We start from the raw sequence: 19,049 nt of genomic DNA, 5'->3' as shown, positions 1-19,049 counted from the left end.
TGGACAGCCACGCCACCGAGGACGGCCAAGGCGGCGATCGAGCTGACGGCAGTGGTGAGAGTGGTCGATGATCGTGATCTGAGGCTGAACAGCCTCGGTCTGAATCGCAAAGAAGCATCCTTCACAGCGAACAAAGGCAGGCGGAGGTAGCCGTCCGAGAGGAACGGTGGCGATACGCGAGGATCAGCCAGCTGTCCCGGCGCGGAGCCAGGGGCGGCAGACAGCAGCGGCCGCTGCGGATTTCACAGTGAGCCGACATCGCGGCATGACGACGCACCCCTCCCCCGTGACAGCACAGCCCCCGGCCGCCGAATGACGTGAGCGCGTCATAGTGGGGTGGTCAAGGCCCCTGTTGAACGCGCGGCGCTCACCTTAGCCACAGGTCAACATTTCTGAGCAAGGTCATTAACCTCGGCGCCCCGCCTGTGTCAGCCAAGTACGGTTCGCTAGCTCGGGCTCAAATCGCGGCCTCATGCGGGGAGTTGCATGTGTGGGTAAAGTGTGGAGAGTGTGTAGGTGGAGTTGATTTCCGCCACAAGTTGGCTGGAAGTCACGCACACGTTGGTAGCCGCTGTCGAGCCATGAGGGATCCCTCCTGCGGAGCGCCACACCAGCAGTCAGCCGACCAGTCGGCGGACAGTGAGGACTTGGCCGTGAGTGGAGAGCTTGGCGACTTCCACGGTCCGCCCTGTCCGGGGAGCGTGTAGGACCAGGTCTCCTCCGATCGCCATGGACACGTGCTCGGGCCGTGCCGCGCTGCCGCGAGTGAAGACGAGATCCCCTGGCTGCACGGCGCGGGCAGGGACCGCCCGGCCCTCGTTGACCTGGTCATAGGTGGTGCGGGAGATCTTCACTCCGGCGATGCCGTAGGCGCGCTGCATGAGGGAGGAGCAGTCGCATCGGTCCCGGGGGTTGGATCCGTGGGGGTTGGTGCAGGTGCCTCCCCACTGGTACGGGGTTCCGAGCTGGCCAAGGGCCCAGCGAATGGCGTTGCGGACCTGTATGGGCGCGGTGACGGGGATCTGGTAGCCCTTGGGCAGAGTGCCCGCGGGGATGTCGCCGTAGTTCGTGTCGGCCTGGGGGATGCAGTCGTTGCCGAATCCGGCGGCGAGTGCGGGCGCTCCTGCCGCGGCTGTGCCGAGGGTGGGTGCGATGGCCTGCTGCAGCGCGGTCGCCAGCGGTTCGTGTTTGGCGTAGGCGTCAGGGAAGCCGGACTTCTGCACCTTCTGTGCTGCCACCGTGACCGGCATGCTCTCCCAGTCCTTGAGCGACTTGAGCGCCTTATAGAACTTGGTGGAGGCGTAGACCGGGTCGAGGATCTGCTCGCGGGTCCCCCAACCCTGCGAGGGGCGCTGCTGGAACAGGCCGATACTGTCCCGATCCCCGTGGTTGAGATTGCGCAGGTTGGATTCCTGCAGGGCGGTGGCGAGCGCGATGACCTGACCGCGGGCCGAGATCTTCATCTGCACGCCGGTGGCCACGATGACTTTGGCATGCGGGAGCTGCTCCTTGGGCGCCGACAGACCGGAGACTTTGACGTCGCCGGTACTGCCGGCCAAGGCCGCTTTGACCTGTTGGGCGACCTGCGCGGTGTCCTTGTCCAGGCCGGCATCGGGTGTGCACTGTGCTTGTGCAGCGGCGGCTTCGGCTTCGCTCTGGCCGATGCCGACGACGTGCGCGGCGATCGCCGCTATGAGGATGATCCCCAGGACGATCAGGCTCACGCCGCCGGCCAGCCGCTTGTGCTTCTTGCTCACCGGGGCCTCCGCGGAGGCCTGCGGCGGCGTGCCAGTTCCTGCGCTTCGCGGTCAGCGAGCCAGTCGTCGAATCCGTCCGATGCCCGGCTCGGGGGTGGTGTGTTGGTGCGCTGGGCGCGGCGCTGTACGGCACGGTGGGCTTGGGCGTGCCGACGCGGGGCGCCAGGGCGGGGCCCGGCCAGCTGGCCGGTGGAAGGCGCACCATCGCGTACTGGCATAGGTCCGGTGTTCCGGCGGGGAATCCTGCCCGGGCCTGAGGGACGGGGCGAGCGGACCGGGCCGGTGGAGTCGGCCATGCGGGGCCTGGGGGGTGCGTTCTCGGGCTGCGGCGACGGGTTCACGCCGTGCGGGCCGTTCGGCTGGCCGGGCTGGGGGATGGGGCGCGGCCTGGGGCGGCCGGCAGGACGAGCGTTTCGGGTATTGCGGTGGTGTCGGCCGGCGTTGAGGCGGGAGGCCAGCACGGTGGCGCCCACGGTTTGAGGCATCGCGTAGGCGAGTGCGCCCAGTGGGTTGCCCTGGGCGAGGGAGACGCCGACCAGCGTTGTGCGTACGGCGCCGCGGGCGGCCTTGCGGACGATGTGGCGGTTCTTCGGAACGGTGGCTGTGGCAGGCGGCGTGAAGATGGAACCGTGTGTGCCGCCAACGCGGGCCTGGGACATCTTGCTGCGGAAGTTGGCGGCGACCTGTTTGGAGCGTTCGGCGAGCTTCTTGCGCTTCTTGATTGCGCCGATGCACACGACGTCGACGACGAGGAACCGCAGGGTGAGTTCTCTGCCCCAGTCGTCGTGTACGGGGTCGAGGACGGCTTCGATGATCAGGATGAGCACCGCGAGTCCGATGACGGACACCAGTATCTGGCCGAGGCGGTGCAGCACGGAGGCGGCCCAGTCCCATAGAAATGCCCGGCCTGCGCCGGGGATGAGGCCGACGATGAGGGCGGGTTCTCCGCGCACGGCGTCCCAGGCGATGCCGCACTGGGCGACGAGGAAGCTGCCGGCGAGGGCGGCGATCAGGATGGTGACGATGAGGGCGGCGATCAGGAGGAAGAGGCCGCCGCCGAGTTTGTCGAGGGAGGCCTTCTTTGCCGCGTCCACGTCCCCGGGGACACACGTTTCCTCGAAGCCTTCCATCGGGGGGTTGCCGAAGTGGTCGACGGCCCAGCGGGTCGCCAGGTCGATACCGGCGTTGATGCTGTCCGAGGCTCCTGGCAAGCCCACCCAGGAGCTGGGGCTGAGGTAGTCGGTGTAGCTGGAGTACTTCTTGAGCTCGTTCGTGCGCGCGTGCACGGCGCGGTCGAAGGCCAGCTGCTGCAGGCGGGCCTCGGTGTATCGGGTGGCGCAGTCATCGTCGAAGACACGGCCGTACTGCAGGAGCATGGCCGGTTTGACGATGAAGGCGTCGGTCAGCGCGTTCGTCAGCGGGCGGGACAGCGCCGTGCCGGTCGCCTCGGTGGTGACGTCGTTGTTCTCCTTCGGGGTGGCGGGGTTGGCGTCGAGAATGACGTCGGCGACTTCCAGGGCCAGGCCGCGGGTGACGGCGATTGCCCCGGTCTCCTCCCCCAGCAGTGTCTGAGGCGGTGACGCCAGCAGGGTTGTCGTCAACGCTGCCAGAAGTAGGGAGAGGGCAGCGTCGCCCCAGCCACGGGCCTTGTCGCCGAAGAAGATCCGCGCCACACAGACCAGCGCACAGACCGCCAGGAACAGGCCCGGCAGGCCCATCTCCAGAATCACGCGCGCGTGCAGGGAGTTGGCCACAGACAGCACGGGGACGAGCAGGAGCTTGGCGAGCCCGAAGGAGAGCGCCCAGGCGATGAGCCAGCAGCAGAACGCGATCAGCCACTTCGTGACCATGAAGGAGATCTCGGTGAGCAGGTTCTGGATGCCCAGGTCCCAGTCGAGGAGCCCGCCGGTGTCGGAGGTGACGGTGTAGACGCTGATGGGCAGGTTGTTCTTGTCGGTGACATTGAAGACACCGAGGACGCCACCCTCGTCCGGCAGCTGTTTACGCAGGCGCTCCTTCTCAGCCTTCAGCTTCGCCTCCTGCTGCGCCTTGCTGAGGCGCTCCCCCTGTTCTTTGAGGAGCTGCTCGATCTCCTTCATCTCTTCAGGGGTCGGAGCGCGCTGTCCCGGGGCAGTTGGAGCCGGAGCAGGGACGGGTTCGGCGTGGGCGGGCAGGGAGGTCAGCAGCGTGAGAGTGGTGGCGGCCAGCGCGGCAACAAGCAGCGCGAGGCGCAGCCGCGCGGAGCCAAGGGCGCGCAGCCGCAGCCACCAGGTCAGGGTCGTGGTCATGCTGCGGCCCGGGAGGCGGTGGGGGTGGTGTGGATGACCCGTGTGATGGCGTCGTCTTCGGGGATGAGGACCTTCATCAGCCCGATGCGGCCGGCCAGGTCGCGGTAGAGGCATTCGCCGGCGCGAGCGAGTTTTTCCTCCTCGGGCAGGTCGATCGGGGACAGGCCGGCCGTGACCAGGTCCAGCAGGTCGGGGTCGGTGGCATCGATGCCGAGGAACTCCAGGCCACGGCTGGCGAGGGAGCGGGTGGTCTGGCGGAACAGGAGCCGGTGCGGGATGAGGCCGCGGATGATGGCGCCTTTCTCCGAGTCGGCCGGGCCGATGTCGTCCGGGTCGTGGCTGCCGACGTAGGCGGCGGCGTTGTGCTTACGGCCATCGCGCATGAGCTCGAGCAGCAGCTCCAGGCCCTCGTCGCTGGAGGTGAGCCACCAGCACTCGTCGAAGACGGCGACACCGAATTCGTCTTTGGACTTCATGACCGTCTCGCGGGCGACCGCGGCGATCAGGTACATGAGCGAGCGGCCCAGGACCTTCTCGAATTCGAGGCGTTCGATCCTGTGCTCGGAGGCCAGCTCGCTCTTCTTCGGCAGCTGGAGGGCGTTGACGAGGAAGACCACGCTGTCGGCGCGGTCGGTGTCGACGACGGGCAGGCGCTCGTCGAAGACGACCGCGGCGAGGTCCTTGCGCGCGACGGCCTTCAGCTTGCGTGCCAGGTTCCGCGCCGGTACGTCCTCTCCCCCGCGGCGGGTGAGCTCGTCGATCAGCGCGGTCATGGATGGCTCGGGCTGCTCCAGAACGGCTTGGACGGCCTCGGAGAGAGCGACCCCTTCCAGGTCCATCGGCTTCACACCGAGCAGCAGGGTCAGGAAGGACTCGCAGAAACGGGCGGCCGCCTTCGGGCTGTCGTTGACGTACAGGCGTAGCGGGTCGAGGGACACTTCGGCGCTCTGGTCGATGCGGATCAGCTGGGTGGTGCCGGGGCAGGCCTTCGCGAGCCGTGCCCACTCCTCTTCCTTGGTGCGGTCCACGATCACCGCGCGGCCGCGGGAGTTCGGTCGGCCGGGTTGGTGGCCGCGGGCGAGGACGTTGTAGACGGCCGACTTCAGGGCGACGGATTTGCCGGCGCCGAGCTCGCCGAGGAACGCCATCGACGCGCTCGCGTTCTCGCGGGGGCCGCGGGCAGGGTCGATCAGGACCGGCCGGGCGCCGCCGGAGGCGAGCTGGAGACCGTACAGGCCGCCGCGTTCGTCCCCGAGCTGGGAGCCGCACCAGGGCATGGCCATCGCGAAGTCCCGGGCCAGCAGGTACTGGGCGTATCCGGTCAGCACGCGGGGAGTACGGCAGCCGGGCAGCATGGCGTGCCACAGGTTGGTCTGCTCCCCCACCGGCCGGGCGAAGGTGTAGTCGGTGGAGCCGAAGTCGGAGGCGAGCGACGCCGCGCGGTCCTGGGCGTCATCAGGTGTGGAGCCCCAAACGGCGAGGGTGACCATGGCGCGGATCTCGACCTCGCGGGCGGATGCGGTGATCCGGTCGCGGAACTCGTCGTTGTCGGCCTCGTGCTTCGCGATCGAGGCTGGCGGGCCGGCCGGGTCGCCCTGGTACTCAGCGGCTTGGGCTTTCAAGTGCCGGGCTCGCTTGCGGGTCTTGGCTTCGGCCTTGGCTCCGGGGGTGATGACCAGGCGGGCGGACCAGTCGACCGGGTACGCGAGGTCGTCCAGCTGCTGCAGATAGGCGGCGCCGGGCAGAGCGAAGGCCTCCGGCATCTCGGCCAGGGCGAGCATGGCCTGGTAGGAGTCACCCCACTCGGAGGACACCTGCACGTACCGGCGCTCGAACGGGTTGCCCGGCACGCTCCTTCGGTCGTGGAAGTCTGCGCCGCCCTCGGCGAGCAGCATCTCCCCCAGCGCTGCGGCAGTGCGGCCGCGCCCACGCACCCGAGGTTCGGTGCCGTCGGGGAGGAACGGCTCCGCCAGGCCGCGCCTGGCGGAGTGGCCGTAGATCCACAGGATTTCCGCCTCGGTCGCCGGTCGCATCGACACCCCGGTGGGCCACTGGGCGTGCATCCGGCGGGCCTGCTCAGTGCGCCGCTCAACTTCGCCAGAGGTGATGGGGGCGGGGATCAGTCCGAGCTGCAGCGCGACGTCGGCCTTGGCTGCGGAGAGGGCGGACAGGACGGCGTCTTTGCGGGAGGCCGGCGGGAGGGGGATGGCCAGCCAGTCGGTGCGGCCCGTGAGTTCCATGGTCTCGAGCTGGTCCAGCACGGCCTGGCCGAGCTGCTCGTAGCGCGGCGACCTCTTCAGGTCGACGTCGGCGACCATCGCCCTCACCACGGCGATCGGGTCGACCTGCGGGCACAAGGACAGCAGCATCGGCTCGCCCGTGAGGGACTTGAAGAGCGACTCGAGCGCCTTCAGCCGGCGCTGCTTGGCGACCTGCGGCGCGTGGGAGTAGTTGGCGGCCGCCACCCGCCAGATCGCCCAGGTGGCGCCGTGGGTGGTGAAGACGAGGTTGCCCTCGATGTGTCGGATCGGCAGGCGCATCTCACTCCTCCGTCTCTGTTCGTGCGGATGCGGTGCGGCGGGCGAGCAGGGCTTGCACACCGGACGCCACCGGGGTGTCGGCAGGCGCATTCGGCAAGACCGCAGCCGCCTGCCGGGCCGAGCTCCGGGTGGGCCGCGCAGGGCGGGGTGCTGTCGTGTCGGGCTCCGGCCGTGAAGCCGCAGCTCCGTCGGCGGTGAAGGTGATGTGCGTGTCGCCTCTGATGGGGCGGGCTGGGCGGAGAGGACGGCCGTGTAGCCGCCCCCACCGCGGGCCGGTCAGCATCGTCGCGACACTGACTAGAGCCGCTACCGGGTTGCGGCCGTCGATGTGGAGGTGCCGCAGCACAAACGCCGCCGCGAACGGCAGAACGAGCAGCACGCCGACGTCGATGAGCCCGTGCCCGCCCCAGATCGCCCGGGTCAGGATCAGGATCACGAACGTGGTCACGATCGCGGCGAGTTGGGTGAGCGTGTACGGGCCGCCCGGCAGCCGGATCCCCCGGCCGCCGTTCACGTCCCGGATGACGCCATGGACCAACGGCGCGCGGCGGGCCTTGGTGTAGCAGCGTCCAATCAGTTCGCCATCGGTCTCGGCCGCGTCGACGAGGTGGGTGGTCACTGGTCGCCGCCCGCGCCGCCTTGGCCGCCGCCGTCGTACTGGGTGATGTCCTCGGTGGTCTTGTTCTTGAGGGTGTCCATGTTCGCGGAGCCGCCCCAGACGATGGCCGCGAAGATGACGGCCATGATCGTGGGCCCTGGTGCCTTCGTCTTGAAGCCGACGATGACGACGAACGCCCCGCACAGCACCGGGATGAGGACGTTGAAGATCAGGTCCTTGATGTCGTTGCCGAGGCCGGTGCCGGTCTGGATCCAGCCGGCGGCGAGCGTGACGGTTTCGTTCATGACGTTCTCTCCTTGTCAGGGGGTGGGCGCGGTGTCGGACGTTGCCGGCGTGGAGCCAGTGGTGTCGGCACCGCGGGTGGGGGCTGCGACGGGAGCGGTCGCGGGGGCGCCGTCGAGGCTGGCGATCTCCCAGCGGCCGGCCCGGGCTTTGAGGGTCAGTGCGTAGGTGAGCGGGACGCGGATCTCGTCCGGGCCGGTGGCGCGCAGTGCGACCAGCAGCCGCAGGGTCGTGCCGTCACCAGGGACGGCTGTCACCGGCTCGGTGCCCTTCTCGCCTTCGACGGCGAGGGAGTCGACGGCGATGCCGCTGTACGGGGTGGGGGTGATGGCCGTCGTGTGCGTGCCGGGGGCGAGGTAGCGGTCGAGCTCGCCGGTGCCGGTGAGGTAGGCGGTCAGGAATTCCGTGGTCGCTTGGGTGCGGGGGTCTGCAGGCAGGGCCGGCCGCATCGGCCCGTACACGAGCGAGGGGGCCTTGATCCGCTCGGGGGCGGCGACTTCGGCCGGCATGGCCAGCGCCGTGTATCCGCTCGCCCCGCCCGGGGTGGTCGCGGTGGCGACCGGGACCTGGAAGTACCGCACCGCCTGGGCGGCTGCGGCCTTGGCGACCTTCTTCTCATCGGGCCGGTCGCCGTCTGCCGGTGGGGCGGTCGGCTTCGTTGCGGTGATGCGGGCTGCCACCGTCACGGACCAGACGCCGCGGTCGATCTGCCGCAGACGGACGACGGTCAGCTGCTCACCGCGTCGCCGGTCCGATTCCCCTTCCAGGCGCAGGCTCGTAGCCCCCGGGTAGTAGCCGGCGAGCCGGTCCTGGTCGCCCTCCCCCGCCGAGATGAAGGCCGCGACGAAGAGCTGCGCGAAGCCGGCAGCCCCCTGGGAGCCGGTCGCAGCTGGCGCGGTGGGCGTCGGCCGCTTCTGCGCCATGCCTGCTTCCGCGGGCACCGACAGGTACGCGAACGCGCCGAGCAGCGGGCCGAGGACGAGCAGCCCCCAGGCCGTCCACCGGAGGATGGCGGTCGTGTTCGCCTGAGCACCGGTCGACCAGCCGGCCACATCCTGCGGCGCCTCGTCGATGTCCCAGTCCTGTGGGTCGGCAGCACCGGCCGGGTCCTTGGCCGGACGGCGGTTCCATGCGCGCTTCATGCCGAGCCTCCAGCCGGCAGACGGGTGTGGCCGGTCAGCTCGGCGATGCGCTGGCGCAGTTCGGTCTCCGGGCGCTGCCGCAGCACCTCCAGGGAGGCGAGGACGTCGCCGACGTCGTCAGCGAGGAAGGCCCGCAGCCGGTCATGCGTGTCGGTGTCGAAGGGGTGCGAGACCAGCTCGGCGCCGAGCTGGATGAGCAGTCGCTGAGCGCGGGTGACACGCTCTTCGTCTATGTCCAGAGACGCCTTGGCCGTTGGGGGCATCGGTTCTCCTCCTTGGGGAGCGGGTGGGCAGTTGGCAGGTGACGAGTCGGGTCAGGCAGCGGGCCTGAGTTGGAGCGAGGCCGTCAGGCGGGCTATGGCGCGGGAGCGGCGGCGCTGCCAGGCACCGGCCGTCGTGCCTACGCGGGCAGCGGCGGCCGTGTCGCTGACCGGATCGGTGGTGTAGTGCCAGGCGATGGCGCGGCCGTCGGCCGGCGAGAGCGTGCCGGTCTCCATCGCGTCCAGGACCAGCTCGAGGAGCTCCAGGCGTGCACGGCTGGCTTGGCCTTCGTTAGGCGCAGCGGGCCTGAGGCCTGCGGCTGCTGCGGCCGCGTCGACGGCCTGGGTCTGGGTTATCTCAGCCGGGCCGGGCGCGCTGTCGGCAAGGTCCTCGGCGACGGCCAGGTCCTCGCCGCGTTCCTCGCGGTCGGCAGCGAGGCCGCGGCAGACGTGACGCAGCGTGTCCAACGCGAGGTTCGCGGCGGGACGGCCGGGGCGGGTGTGGATGCGTCCGGAGCGGGCGACTTCGTAGAGGGCGGCCACCGTCAGGGAAGCGATCTCATCGAAGGAACGGCCACCGAAGGGACGGACCTGGCCGCGGGTCATACGGACAGCGGCCGGGATCATCGCCTGCATGACGATGCGCGCGGCGAGGGTGGCCGATCGGTCATGACCGGCCGCACGGCGCAGCAAGGCGCGCAGGACTGCGTCGGTCAGCGCGTCGGCCATGGCCTCGTCGCGTGGCCTAAGAGCGGCGAGCAGCTGGGCGGGGCCGAGCGTGCGCACCCAGGCATCGGTCACGGCCGCGACGTCGTCGGCCAGGCGATCGGTCACCAGCCAATCGGTCACCGCGGCCTGGACGGCGGTGTCGGCGCACAGTGCAGACCACTCCGCATCCAGGCGGTCGAAGATCCCGCCGGTGGTGGGGGCGGGGTGCGGTACGTCGAGCACGGCACGTCTCCTTTCGGGTCTCGTGCCGTGAACTCTCCTCAGGCAGGCTTGCCCGATGGCTTGCCCAGATCCCGAAAAGCGCAGGTGGGTGGCTTGCCCATGCGATGGGCAAGCCGTTCGGGGCCGATTGGGCAAGCCTGGCGGGGCGCTGGGCAAGCCTCCGTGACCGGCCGATGCAACTTGCGGGCAAGCCTCTTCATGGGTGGGCAAGCCTGGTCTTGGGCATGCGGAAGTCGCCCGATGGGGCCCTGCCGGATGGTCAGGGCGAGGGTGACCGACGCGCGCGGATCGGTCATGACCGATGACCGATGCGGCCAGATCGGCCATCGGTCACGCCGTCCGGGATCGGTCACCGGCCATCGGTCACAGGAGAATCGGGCACGGCCTGCGGGTGCGGACATGACGGTCGCCGATGCCGGGAACGGCATCGGCCACGTACGGGAACGGCGGATCGGTCAGCGGCTGACTGACCGCAGGTGTGCTCGACCCTGCCGCCGACGCTGCTCTTCGAGGTGCTCGGCAGCGGCGTTCACACGACGCTGTCCGGTCTTCGGGGACAGCCCCAGGCGGCGGGCCACCTCCGCGCCGGAGAGCTTCTGTCCAGCTTCCTCTGCTTCGGCCAGCCACCCGGCGACGGTCACGATCTGTTGCTGAACCGGGTCGAGGTCGGACTCGTCGCTCTGCTGCTCGGGCAGCCGCGCGGTGGCCGCACCCGTGTCGGTGACCGACGCCTCCCACACAGCCGGCTCGCTGACGGAAGCCTCGGCCGACCTCGGCGACGGCACGTCCACCGCAGTCTGCTGCGCCACTCCCCCGCCGACTCGGTGCTCAACTTCCGCCGATGCGGTGGGCACCGGCTCACGTACGTACGGCTCCGCCTCCACCGGCAACGCCGCGAAATCCTGCGTGACAGATGACCCCGGGCCGAAGAACGGATGCGACTCGGCAACGTCCCGACGGCCGTCAGGCATCGACACATCGGGGTGGACATCGCTTGGTTCGGTCACGGCCGGCATAACCGGCCCGTCATCGACTACCGGCTCCGCGATCTCGATCGGGGCAGGCTCGGTCAGTGACGTGTCGTCGACCTCGTCATGGTCCATGTGACCGGCCGGCGCGGCCTCGCCGGACTGCAGCGCCCGCTCATGCTCGCCCACGGGCCGCTCAACCAGAGCCTGTTCGTCGGCACGCTCCACGACGAATGCCGGGCTCAAGTCCAAGCCCGCCTCTTCCAGAACATGCGGCGCGGTCTCGGCGAGCGGTACGCCGTACGTCGCCAGCCGCAGTGGCATCAGGGCCTCCACCGGGGCCTTACGCCGCCAGCCGCGCCCGAAACGCGCCTGCAGCTGCGCCTCGTAGACCAGACGGTGCTGCTCCAGCTTCACCGCCTGCTCGTAGGAGCGCAGCTCCCACAGCTTCATGCGCCGCCACAGCCGGAACGTGGGTACGGGAGAGAGCAGCCAGCGGGTGAGCCGTACGCCTTCCATGTGCTTGTCGGCCGTGATGTCGGCGATCCGACCGACCGCGTGTCGGGCGGCCTCCACGGAGACCACGAACAGCACGGGGATGACCGCGTGCATCCCCACGCCGAGCGGGTCCGGCCAGGCCGCGGCGCCGTTGAACGCGATCGTGGCAGCGGTGAGCAGCCAGGCAGTCTGACGTAGCAACGGGAATGGGATCCGGATCCAGGTCAGTAGCAGGTCGAGCGCGAGCAGGACGCAGATGCCCGCATCGATGCCGATTGGGAAGACCAGGGAGAAGCTGCCGAAGCCTTTCTTCTCAGCAAGGTCACGTACGGCGGCGTACGACCCGGCGAAGCCGATCGCGGCGATGATCACCGCACCGGCCACGACCACGCCGATCAGTATTCGGTGCGACCGGGTCAGTACCGGCTTCTTCGTCCCCGCGGTCACTAGCTGTCACCTCTCCCCCGCTATACGCCGTGTAGCAATCAACTTACGTTGTGCCGCGGTGCTGAGCGTCGATATCCCCGTACGCCCAAGGGCTGCCTGCCGGGCAGAGGCCACGGCGAGAGGCAGAGCAGGGCACAAATGGAGTCGGGGCTGAGTGCTGAGAGCCGCCTATCGTCTCAGCGGCATGCCTCGGGGCAGAGACCTTAGCCCCGAGGCATGCGTGCTGCGCGCCCCACACGTCGGTGTCTCGGCCAGCGACGTGGCCAGCACTGGCAGCAGAGGATCACTCGGCGGGGACCACCTGGATATCCCTGTCCCTGTGCTTGACGAGCAGCTCCAGCATCTTGCTGAACTCGCTCGGCGGCATTTTGTGGATCAGGTGGTGGGCTGCCGCAAGCCCGTCCTCATAGGGAAAGCGCTTGAGGGTGGGGCGGTCCGCTGGCTGGCCAGGTGGCTGGTCGTCGCGGGGTTCAGGAATCGTCTGGTGTGCTCCTGGTGTCCCGGCCGCTAGCCCGGTTGGCGCAGACTGCGGCGACGGCGAGGTGGTGGTCTGGCTCTCTGGCAACTCGTTGGTACCGCCTGCATCCTTCGCCGTGCTTTGGGCAGCATCGGGATCGGTGATTACGGCGTAATCACCCGAGTGGCTGCTTGGACGGTGATCCTCACCTGATTCAGGCCTCGGTTGCTTTGTACCGCGTTTCGAAGCGCGCGCCTTCTCATCCTGACGCGCTCGCTCCGCCTTGAGCTCCTCCAGCGCGGCAGCCTGCTGTTCGACGGGCTTGTTGCCGACTGCGCGCAGCAAATCGACGGGTTCTTCGCCGATGCGGGCCTGAAGCTCGGGCGACAGGTTCAGTAGAGCGAGACGCTGGGAGATCCAGCCCTGGGAGCGGTGGAGACGTTTGGCGAGGGCTCGCTGGCTGCCGTGGATGCTCAAGAGGCGTTGCAGGGCGCGGGCTTCGTCGAGTTCGCCGAGGTCTTGGCGGTGGATGTTGGCGACGAGGGCGGATTCGAGTAGCTCTTCGGGGCTGGTGCCTTGGTCGTCGCTGACCATGACCTTGATCGCGGGGAGGCTGGCTTCGCGGGCAGCGGCGAGGCGGCTGCTGCCATCGACTACGACGTGGGTGGTGTCGGGCTCGAGGTCGGCTTGGCGTCCGGGGTTGGCCTTGATGTAGGCGTCGCGGTTCATGACCGTGATTGCTTGCTTCTGGCCGTGGGTCTTCAGGCTGCCGGCAAGGTCCGTGAGGTCTCCGAGGTTGGAGCGCGGGTTGTCCGGGTTGAGGCTGATCCGGTGTACGGGCAGTTCGGTGGGTGGGGCGATGCCTTCGGTAGGGACGCCGGTGGCGGCGGCGACGGCTTGGCGGCGTGCGCTGACCGGTCGCACTCCCCCGCCGAAACGACCGGCGCCCAACTGGTCGGCCTTGCTCACGAGACCTCCCTGGCCAGGGCGCGCATGCCAACTGCCTGCTGCGATTTGGGCGCGTAGGACAGGAGTGGCTTCTTCACTCGGACGGCCTCCTTCTGTTCTTTGAGGTCTCCGATGAGTCCCACCACTCTCGGATCCTTTATGTCGACCCACCCTTGGAGGGAGGAGGTGGCGATGTATCCGCGGCGTGAGTCGTAGAGGTTGACGACGATTCCCAGGTAGTCGATGTCGACTTGGAGGTCACCGCGCAGGTCGTCGATCTGTGTGGTGAGCAGTTCGTAGGCGTCGGCGGAGCTGTCCTCGGCTTGGACGACGATGAGGGCTCCGGATTGGCCGACTGTTTCGCCATCGCGTCGGCGGCCGTAGTAGGCAGCGGCGTCCATGCTGAGGCCGAGGCTTGGCGGGCAGTCGACGATGATGACGTCGTATTCGGGTTCGAGGGGTGCAAGGGCTCGCTCGAGAGCGGATTCTCGGGCCCGGACGGCGGATAGGCGGACGTCGAGCAGGAACGCGTCGTTGCACGCGGGCAGGAGATGGAGGCGTCCGTCGAATGTCTCGTCGTCGACGGAGAGGATGAGGTCGCGCAGTTCGCCCTTGGGGTCGCCTGCCATGTGGTTGGTGAGACTGTCGCCGTTCATCGGCAGGGGCGTGCCGCCCAGTTGGTTGGTGAGGTGGCACTGCGGGTCGAAGTCGACGAGGAGTACGCGCAGTCCCAGTCCGGGCAGGTTCTCGATGTCGAGAGGGTCGTCGTCCGGTACGGAGTCGCTGTGGTGCGTCTCGCTCGCGCGCACGGCTTTGGCGAGAGCCTTGGCGATGCGGACCGGGTGCAGGACGTTGGCGTCTTCGGCCAGGGCTTCGCCCAGTCCGGCGGCAATGGCGGTCTTGCCGACCCCGCCCTTCTGATTGCAGACGATGATGCGGCGCGTGACTGCAGGTCGTTCGATGTCCGGGGCGGGGTTGGCGTCGAGCCACAGCTGGACGGACTGGGCCAGGCCCTGGATGAGGGAGACACGCCGGTCGGCGGCGATCTGTCGGAACTCCTCCCACTGGCCGGGGGGCAGGAAGGTGGAGAAGGAGTCGGCGCCGGCTGTGTCGACGGCAGCGGGGGTGGAGGCCAGGCTGCACCAGTCGCGGATGCCTTGTTCGACGGCTGCCTGGATCTCGATGCCGTGCTGAGCTGCTCTGATCTTGAGGTTCTGCCGGAGCCATCCCGGCAGCTTGGAGACGACCTTCTCGCGGTCGCTGGAGGTGGCTGGCGTACTCATGAGAGACACCATACTAACGTTCTTGATCGCAATGAAGTACCGACACGTTAGCTAGACCAAGTCGTTGAGGGGCTTCGTTCCCCTCCAAGTGAATACGCCGTAATCAGCCAAGGTCCGGCAGGCCGACTTTCAGGTGATTACGGCGTAATCACTCCCATGAACCCATCTCTGCGGGCATCGTGTCGGTTTCGTTGCCGGTCTCATGAGCAGCCGCACGCACTGGGGTGAGCTCGAGGTCGTCTTGAGCAGCGGGGACAGTCGGCGCCCTGTCCCCCTTTACGGCCGCCAAGTCCTCTGAGGACGCGAGCAGCCAGCACGGCGGGAACGTCCTCGCAGGATGCCCGTCCCTGGCCTTGCCGCGAGCGCTCCGGGTGGATTCAGCGTGATGCCCCGCGTTCGCCAGGCGTTCAGCTCTGCGCTCTCCAGTAGGTGAGCCCCTCTCGGACTGCGGCAGTGAAGTGGTGGTCGATGCCGTGGAGCCGAGTCACGTCTGCCAACAGTTCGGCCAGAGCCTCTGCGGCCCACGCGGCGTCGCCGGCCGCTCCACGGTGTATGGCGAGGGCGAACCGGCACCCGAGGGTCAGCGGGTTATCTGGCCCGTAGACGCGCAGCAGACGCTCCAATAGATCGGTGAAGGTGGCTGCGGCTGCGGCTGGGTCTTGTCCCTCACCTTGCCGGCGGGCAAGGTCGGCAAGGGCGTCCAGGGTGTCCGGGTGGTCGGGGCCGTTGACGCGTTCCCGGTCAATCGCGAGCTGCTGGGAGTCAGCCAGAGCTTCCGTCGTGTGGCCCGCCTCGCCGCGCAGGTGGGCGAGGTTGCGCAGGATGACCTGTGTGAGCGTGTGGTCGGGTCCCAGAATCCGCAGTGTGTCCTCGCGGAGTTGCACGTGGGCGGCCAGGGCGCCGACGGTGTCTCCCGCTTCTGCCTGCCATCGTGCCCAGATCGCTCGCGTGCTCAATACGTCCGGGTGGTCCGGGCCCAGTGCCCTTTGCTGAGCAGCGTGGAAGTCTTCGTACGCGGTTACGGCTCCTGCGGCCTCCCTTGCCTCGCTCCGGGTGGCGGCCACATTGCCATAGACGACAAGAGTGTGCGGGTGGTCAGGGCCAAGTACGCGGATCACGCTTTGAAGGAGCTGGGCGTACGTGTCTGCGGCAGTCGACGGGTCACCTGCCTCGCCCTGGTAGCGAGCCAGGTCGGCCCAGGTGTCCAAGGTGTCGGGGTGATCAGGGCCTGGGGCGCGCCGCCGCCGCTCCAGGAGCTCTGCGCAGGCGGCAGCGGCCCCGGCCGGGTCCCCCGCTTTGCCTTTCCAATGGATGAGGCTGGCCAGGGTGTTCAGGGTTACGGCGTGGTCCGGATCCAGCACGCCCCGCTGATCGGCCAGTAGCTCGGTCATGGTGGCAGCTGCACCTGCCGCGTCTCCGGCCTCTCCGGTCCACTGAGCGAGGTTGTAGCGGACGAGGAAAGTGTCCGGATGGTTGGGACCGGAGACACGTTTCTGATCGCGGAGAAGTTCCCGGAGGTCGGCTATGGCGCCGGCCGGATCGCCAGTCTGCCCCCTCAGCAGGGTGAGATTGTTGCGGGTGGTCAGCGTGCTGGGGTGGTCGGGACCCAGTACGCGCTGCCGGTCGGCCAGCACCTCGGCGAAGGCGGCCATTGCCCCCTCGAGATCACCTATCTCCGCATACCAGCGGGCAACGTTGGCCCGGTTGGTTAATGTCTCCGGATGGTCGGGCCCCAGCACGTGGATCGACTGCCGCACCAGTTCGGCGGAGGCTGCGATAGCCCCGGGGGGATCACCGGCCTCCCCTCGCCATCGCACGTGCCGGGCCCAGGCGCTGATGGTGTCCGAGTGGTCGGGGCCCAGCACGCGGCGCCGATCGGCCAGTAGCTTGGCAAAGTCGGCAGCTGCTCCGGCTGCGTCTCCTGCTTCCCCTCTGAACCGGGCAAGGTTGGCTCTCACCGTCAGCGTCTCTTGGTCGTCGGCGCCCAGCACACGGAGGTGATCCCTGAGCAGTTCTGCGAGGGCGACCACAGCGCCGGGGTTGTCTCCGGCCTCGCCCTGGCAGCGGGCTCGGAGTCCTCGCAGGACGAGGGTGCTTCGATGGTCGGGTCCCCAGACGCGAAGTGCGTCCTCCAGCGCCCGATCGGTCGCGTTCATCGCTTTGGTTAGTTCACCCGTCTCCACCTTCCAACGGGCGGCGTGGACGCGGGCCGTAAGCGTGTCGGAATGGTCGGGTCCCAGATGTTCGGCCGCTGTGTCCGCCAAGTCCGCGAAGTGCTCAGCCGCGGCGGCGACAAGGCCAGACTCGCCGAGACTCATGCCCACGTAGCTGAGAAGCTTGGGGCCTTTGCCATCGCTCCACAACGCGCTGCCGGCATACGTGCACAGAGCGGTAGCGTTGGCGCGCAGACTTGCCGCTAGGGCCGTGTCCCGCTCGACGTCAGGCCATACCTGCATCAACACGCCTGCCACCAAGCGGGCCGTTGGACTCTGCAGTTCGGCAGGCATGGACTCACGGACCGAGCGCTGAATGAGACCGTGCACGCGTACGGCCTGGTGCGGTGTCTCGGGGGTGTGCTCGACGAGGCTCAGGCGATGGAGGACGCGCAAGGCGTCGTACGCGTCGTCCTCACCCAGGGGCCGAGGGCTGGGGCCGACCCCGGAGTTTGCCGGGCGATGGAGGTCGAGGTAGCTGAGCACGCCGGAGGAAGACAAGACGCTGGCTGGGATGCCGTTTGGGTCGAGCAGCGCGGCGATATCCAGCATGGGACTGGCCAGGCCCACGGGCCGCAGTTGGTTTGCCCGCTCGATGGACAGGGACCAGGCGGCAGCCACAGTGGTGGCCTGGTCATCCGGCAGCCCGCTTGGGTCCGGCATGACGTCGCTCAGAAGACGGGCGCGGTCCGATAGCCGCCGACGGTAGGAGGCGCAGTTGATCCCGGTGTCGACGATGTACGCCGCGGCCTGGGACAGAGCCAGCGGCAGATGCCCCAGGTCCTCGGCGATACCGCGGATTTCCTCGGGTTGGTCGGCCAGATCGTGAGCGGCAAGGGACTCGGTGAGGTAGGCGACCGCCTCATCGAGGGTGAACAGCCCGACCTGCAGCACGTGCCCTCGCCCAGTCAGAGCCGCGTCGCGACGGCGGGTGGTGACCACGGTCCGGCCCCGCGGGTTGTCGTCCGGTGGCCAAAGCTCACGCAGATCGCCAGGGTCCGCGACATCGTCCAGGACGACGAGCCACCGGCATGCCGCTTGCGGCGTGGGCGGGTGCGGGGGCGCAGTCGCGAGCCAGGCGAGAAAGGTCCGGGCGGCGTCTTCGGGAGACGCTGGATCCGCACCGCACAGCTCGACCCCGGCTTGCGCGTATCCGGAGACAACGGCGGAGCGTCTGCTCGCGGTGATCCACACGAGGACGTCCAGACTCCCGGCCGTCCAGGCGCTGTGTGCATAGTCGGCAGCGAGTTGCGTCTTGCCTACTCCTCCCATGCCCGTGAGCACCTGGGAGAGCACGGTGGTGCCCCCGCCTTCCACCGCCGCGAGGAGTCGCTCGACTTCACTGCGGCGCTGAAAGCACCGCGCCCGGCGGGGAACGACACCGACACGGTGGGGCCACGCAGCCGGCTTACGCGGCGCACTCTGACGCACCACTGTCAGGCTTCCCACGTTCATTTCGTGGATGTAGCCGGTGTTGGCGACTGCGCCTTCGGAGGCGTTCGCATCTCCCGTCCCGGACACCTCAACGCGGGCGATCGCTTCAGGATCGATCCCCCGTAAGAGGCCGCGGTACCCCGTCACGGCGGTCCCCCCGGATTCCGCCTCCGCGTCACCGGTGGCTGCGACCACCACGTCCGGGTTCTGGGGCTCCGCGATGACGACCTCTTGCTCGTCGCGGTCGGCGGCGGGATCGTCCTCCCGCTTCCACCACCTAGCCATAGGTACTCCCTCGCCCCCTAGCTCGTTTGTCTCAGCAGCTCAGCTCTCGTCGAGTCCACTGACGGCCGTGCTCCTCTCACCAGTGGCTGTGGCCTTCCCGGTGTCCCGAGCTGTCACCGACCAGCGCCACCACCTTCCACGGACCCTGGCGCCGGACAGGGCGGTGCCGCCGTGGGCGGCTTCCGCATCCCCGGTCCGCTCGACTACGTGTTGAGATGGGTTGTCCCGGCCCGAAAGCAAGGCCCAAAGGAGTGCCCCGATGCCTACCGCCGCCTGGACCGAGGCACCGACGAGCTGACCGGAGTTGGGGCTCCCCAGCAACCACACCAGCGGTGTCGAAACGATCCCCACCGTCGCCAGCACGATGACGGCAAACTTCCATCCCGGTGTCACGCCACCCACCCCTCCCCCATCGCTCAGCCGGCTCGGGCTGCCCAAGCACATAACCGTTTGTGCCCGGCTGGCAGCGTCCGATGCAGAAGTTATGGAGCGAGTTCAGCCGGAACTACGGATTCGCCGATATCGATCCCGGATGACAACATCTGCGCAAATTTGACCAGCTGTCTGCGCCTGGCGAAGCGTGTCATCGCTGTTCTTCGGGTGCCATGCCAGCAGCAGGGGGCTGTCGGCCTCTCGCAAAGGCGGGCTTCAGGTCCTTCCCCCTACCTGCATCGAGC

At 68.6% G+C, this 19,049-nt stretch carries 12 protein-coding genes; all 12 read right to left on the bottom strand.

The features are described from left to right. Window positions 1–617: 617 nt before the first annotated feature. Window positions 618–1,757, bottom strand: coding sequence for a C40 family peptidase (locus tag ACFWI9_RS08905; protein WP_387160057.1), 1,140 nt, complete (start codon window positions 1,755–1,757; stop codon window positions 618–620). Next, entirely contained in the window at window positions 1,754–4,045 is a 2,292-nt protein-coding gene (locus ACFWI9_RS08900; protein WP_387160055.1) for a hypothetical protein, read from the bottom strand. Before ACFWI9_RS08900 ends, ACFWI9_RS08905 begins: the two co-directional genes overlap by 4 nt. Next, window positions 4,042–6,585 carry an ATP-binding protein gene (locus tag ACFWI9_RS08895; protein ID WP_387160054.1) on the bottom strand — a complete coding sequence of 848 codons (2,544 nt, stop codon included), beginning with the start codon at window positions 6,583–6,585 and terminating at the stop codon, window positions 4,042–4,044. The genes ACFWI9_RS08900 and ACFWI9_RS08895 overlap by 4 nt, the downstream gene beginning before the upstream one ends. Before the next feature lies 1 nt (window position 6,586). Beyond that, the gene (locus ACFWI9_RS08890) at window positions 6,587–7,204 is read right to left on the bottom strand and encodes a hypothetical protein (RefSeq protein WP_387160052.1); all 618 of its coding nucleotides are present in this window, start codon (window positions 7,202–7,204) and stop codon (window positions 6,587–6,589) included. Beyond that, window positions 7,201–7,488, bottom strand: a complete 288-nt coding sequence (locus tag ACFWI9_RS08885) for a hypothetical protein (RefSeq protein WP_387160050.1) — start codon at window positions 7,486–7,488, stop codon at window positions 7,201–7,203. The genes ACFWI9_RS08890 and ACFWI9_RS08885 overlap by 4 nt, the downstream gene beginning before the upstream one ends. Window positions 7,489–7,503: 15 nt before the next feature. Further along, the gene (locus tag ACFWI9_RS08880) at window positions 7,504–8,628 is read right to left on the bottom strand and encodes a conjugal transfer protein (RefSeq protein WP_387160049.1); all 1,125 of its coding nucleotides are present in this window, start codon (window positions 8,626–8,628) and stop codon (window positions 7,504–7,506) included. Further along, on the bottom strand, window positions 8,625–8,891 hold the full coding sequence (locus ACFWI9_RS08875) for a hypothetical protein (protein WP_387160047.1): 267 nt from the start codon (window positions 8,889–8,891) through the stop codon (window positions 8,625–8,627). Before ACFWI9_RS08875 ends, ACFWI9_RS08880 begins: the two co-directional genes overlap by 4 nt. Window positions 8,892–8,942: 51 nt before the next feature. Continuing rightward, window positions 8,943–9,839, bottom strand: coding sequence for a hypothetical protein (locus tag ACFWI9_RS08870; RefSeq protein WP_387160045.1), 897 nt, complete (start codon window positions 9,837–9,839; stop codon window positions 8,943–8,945). A 455-nt stretch (window positions 9,840–10,294) separates the two neighbouring features. Next, a complete protein-coding gene (locus ACFWI9_RS08865) occupies window positions 10,295–11,752 on the bottom strand; it encodes a DUF2637 domain-containing protein (RefSeq protein ID WP_387160043.1) in 1,458 nt (485 codons plus the stop codon). 283 nt (window positions 11,753–12,035) lie between these two features. Beyond that, on the bottom strand, window positions 12,036–13,178 hold the full coding sequence (locus ACFWI9_RS08860; RefSeq protein WP_387160042.1) for a ParB/RepB/Spo0J family partition protein: 1,143 nt from the start codon (window positions 13,176–13,178) through the stop codon (window positions 12,036–12,038). Next, window positions 13,175–14,440, bottom strand: a complete 1,266-nt coding sequence (locus tag ACFWI9_RS08855) for a ParA family protein (RefSeq protein WP_387160040.1) — start codon at window positions 14,438–14,440, stop codon at window positions 13,175–13,177. The genes ACFWI9_RS08860 and ACFWI9_RS08855 overlap by 4 nt, the downstream gene beginning before the upstream one ends. 407 nt (window positions 14,441–14,847) lie before the next feature. After that, the gene (gene fxsT / locus ACFWI9_RS08850) at window positions 14,848–18,372 is read right to left on the bottom strand and encodes an FxSxx-COOH system tetratricopeptide repeat protein (protein WP_387160038.1); all 3,525 of its coding nucleotides are present in this window, start codon (window positions 18,370–18,372) and stop codon (window positions 14,848–14,850) included. Between the last annotated feature and the right edge of the window lie 677 nt (window positions 18,373–19,049).

This window comes from Streptomyces sp. NPDC127084, from assembly GCF_042724175.1.
Taxonomy (GTDB): Bacteria; Actinomycetota; Actinomycetes; order Streptomycetales; family Streptomycetaceae; genus Streptomyces.
Note: the sequence above shows the minus strand (reverse complement) of the source record. Positions and strands in the feature narration are given on the sequence as shown.

Bases quoted from the DNA above. Each gene is read 5' to 3' on its own strand.
- ACFWI9_RS08875 (WP_387160047.1), bottom strand. From the start codon at position 8,891: ATGCCCCCAACGGCCAAGGCGTCTCTGGACATAGACGAAGAGCGTGTC.
- ACFWI9_RS08880 (WP_387160049.1), bottom strand. From the start codon at position 8,628: ATGAAGCGCGCATGGAACCGCCGTCCGGCCAAGGACCCGGCCGGTGCT.
- ACFWI9_RS08855 (WP_387160040.1), bottom strand. From the start codon at position 14,440: ATGAGTACGCCAGCCACCTCCAGCGACCGCGAGAAGGTCGTCTCCAAG.
- fxsT (WP_387160038.1), bottom strand. From the start codon at position 18,372: ATGGCTAGGTGGTGGAAGCGGGAGGACGATCCCGCCGCCGACCGCGAC.
- ACFWI9_RS08885 (WP_387160050.1), bottom strand. From the start codon at position 7,488: ATGAACGAAACCGTCACGCTCGCCGCCGGCTGGATCCAGACCGGCACC.
- ACFWI9_RS08900 (WP_387160055.1), bottom strand. From the start codon at position 4,045: ATGACCACGACCCTGACCTGGTGGCTGCGGCTGCGCGCCCTTGGCTCC.
- ACFWI9_RS08895 (WP_387160054.1), bottom strand. From the start codon at position 6,585: ATGCGCCTGCCGATCCGACACATCGAGGGCAACCTCGTCTTCACCACC.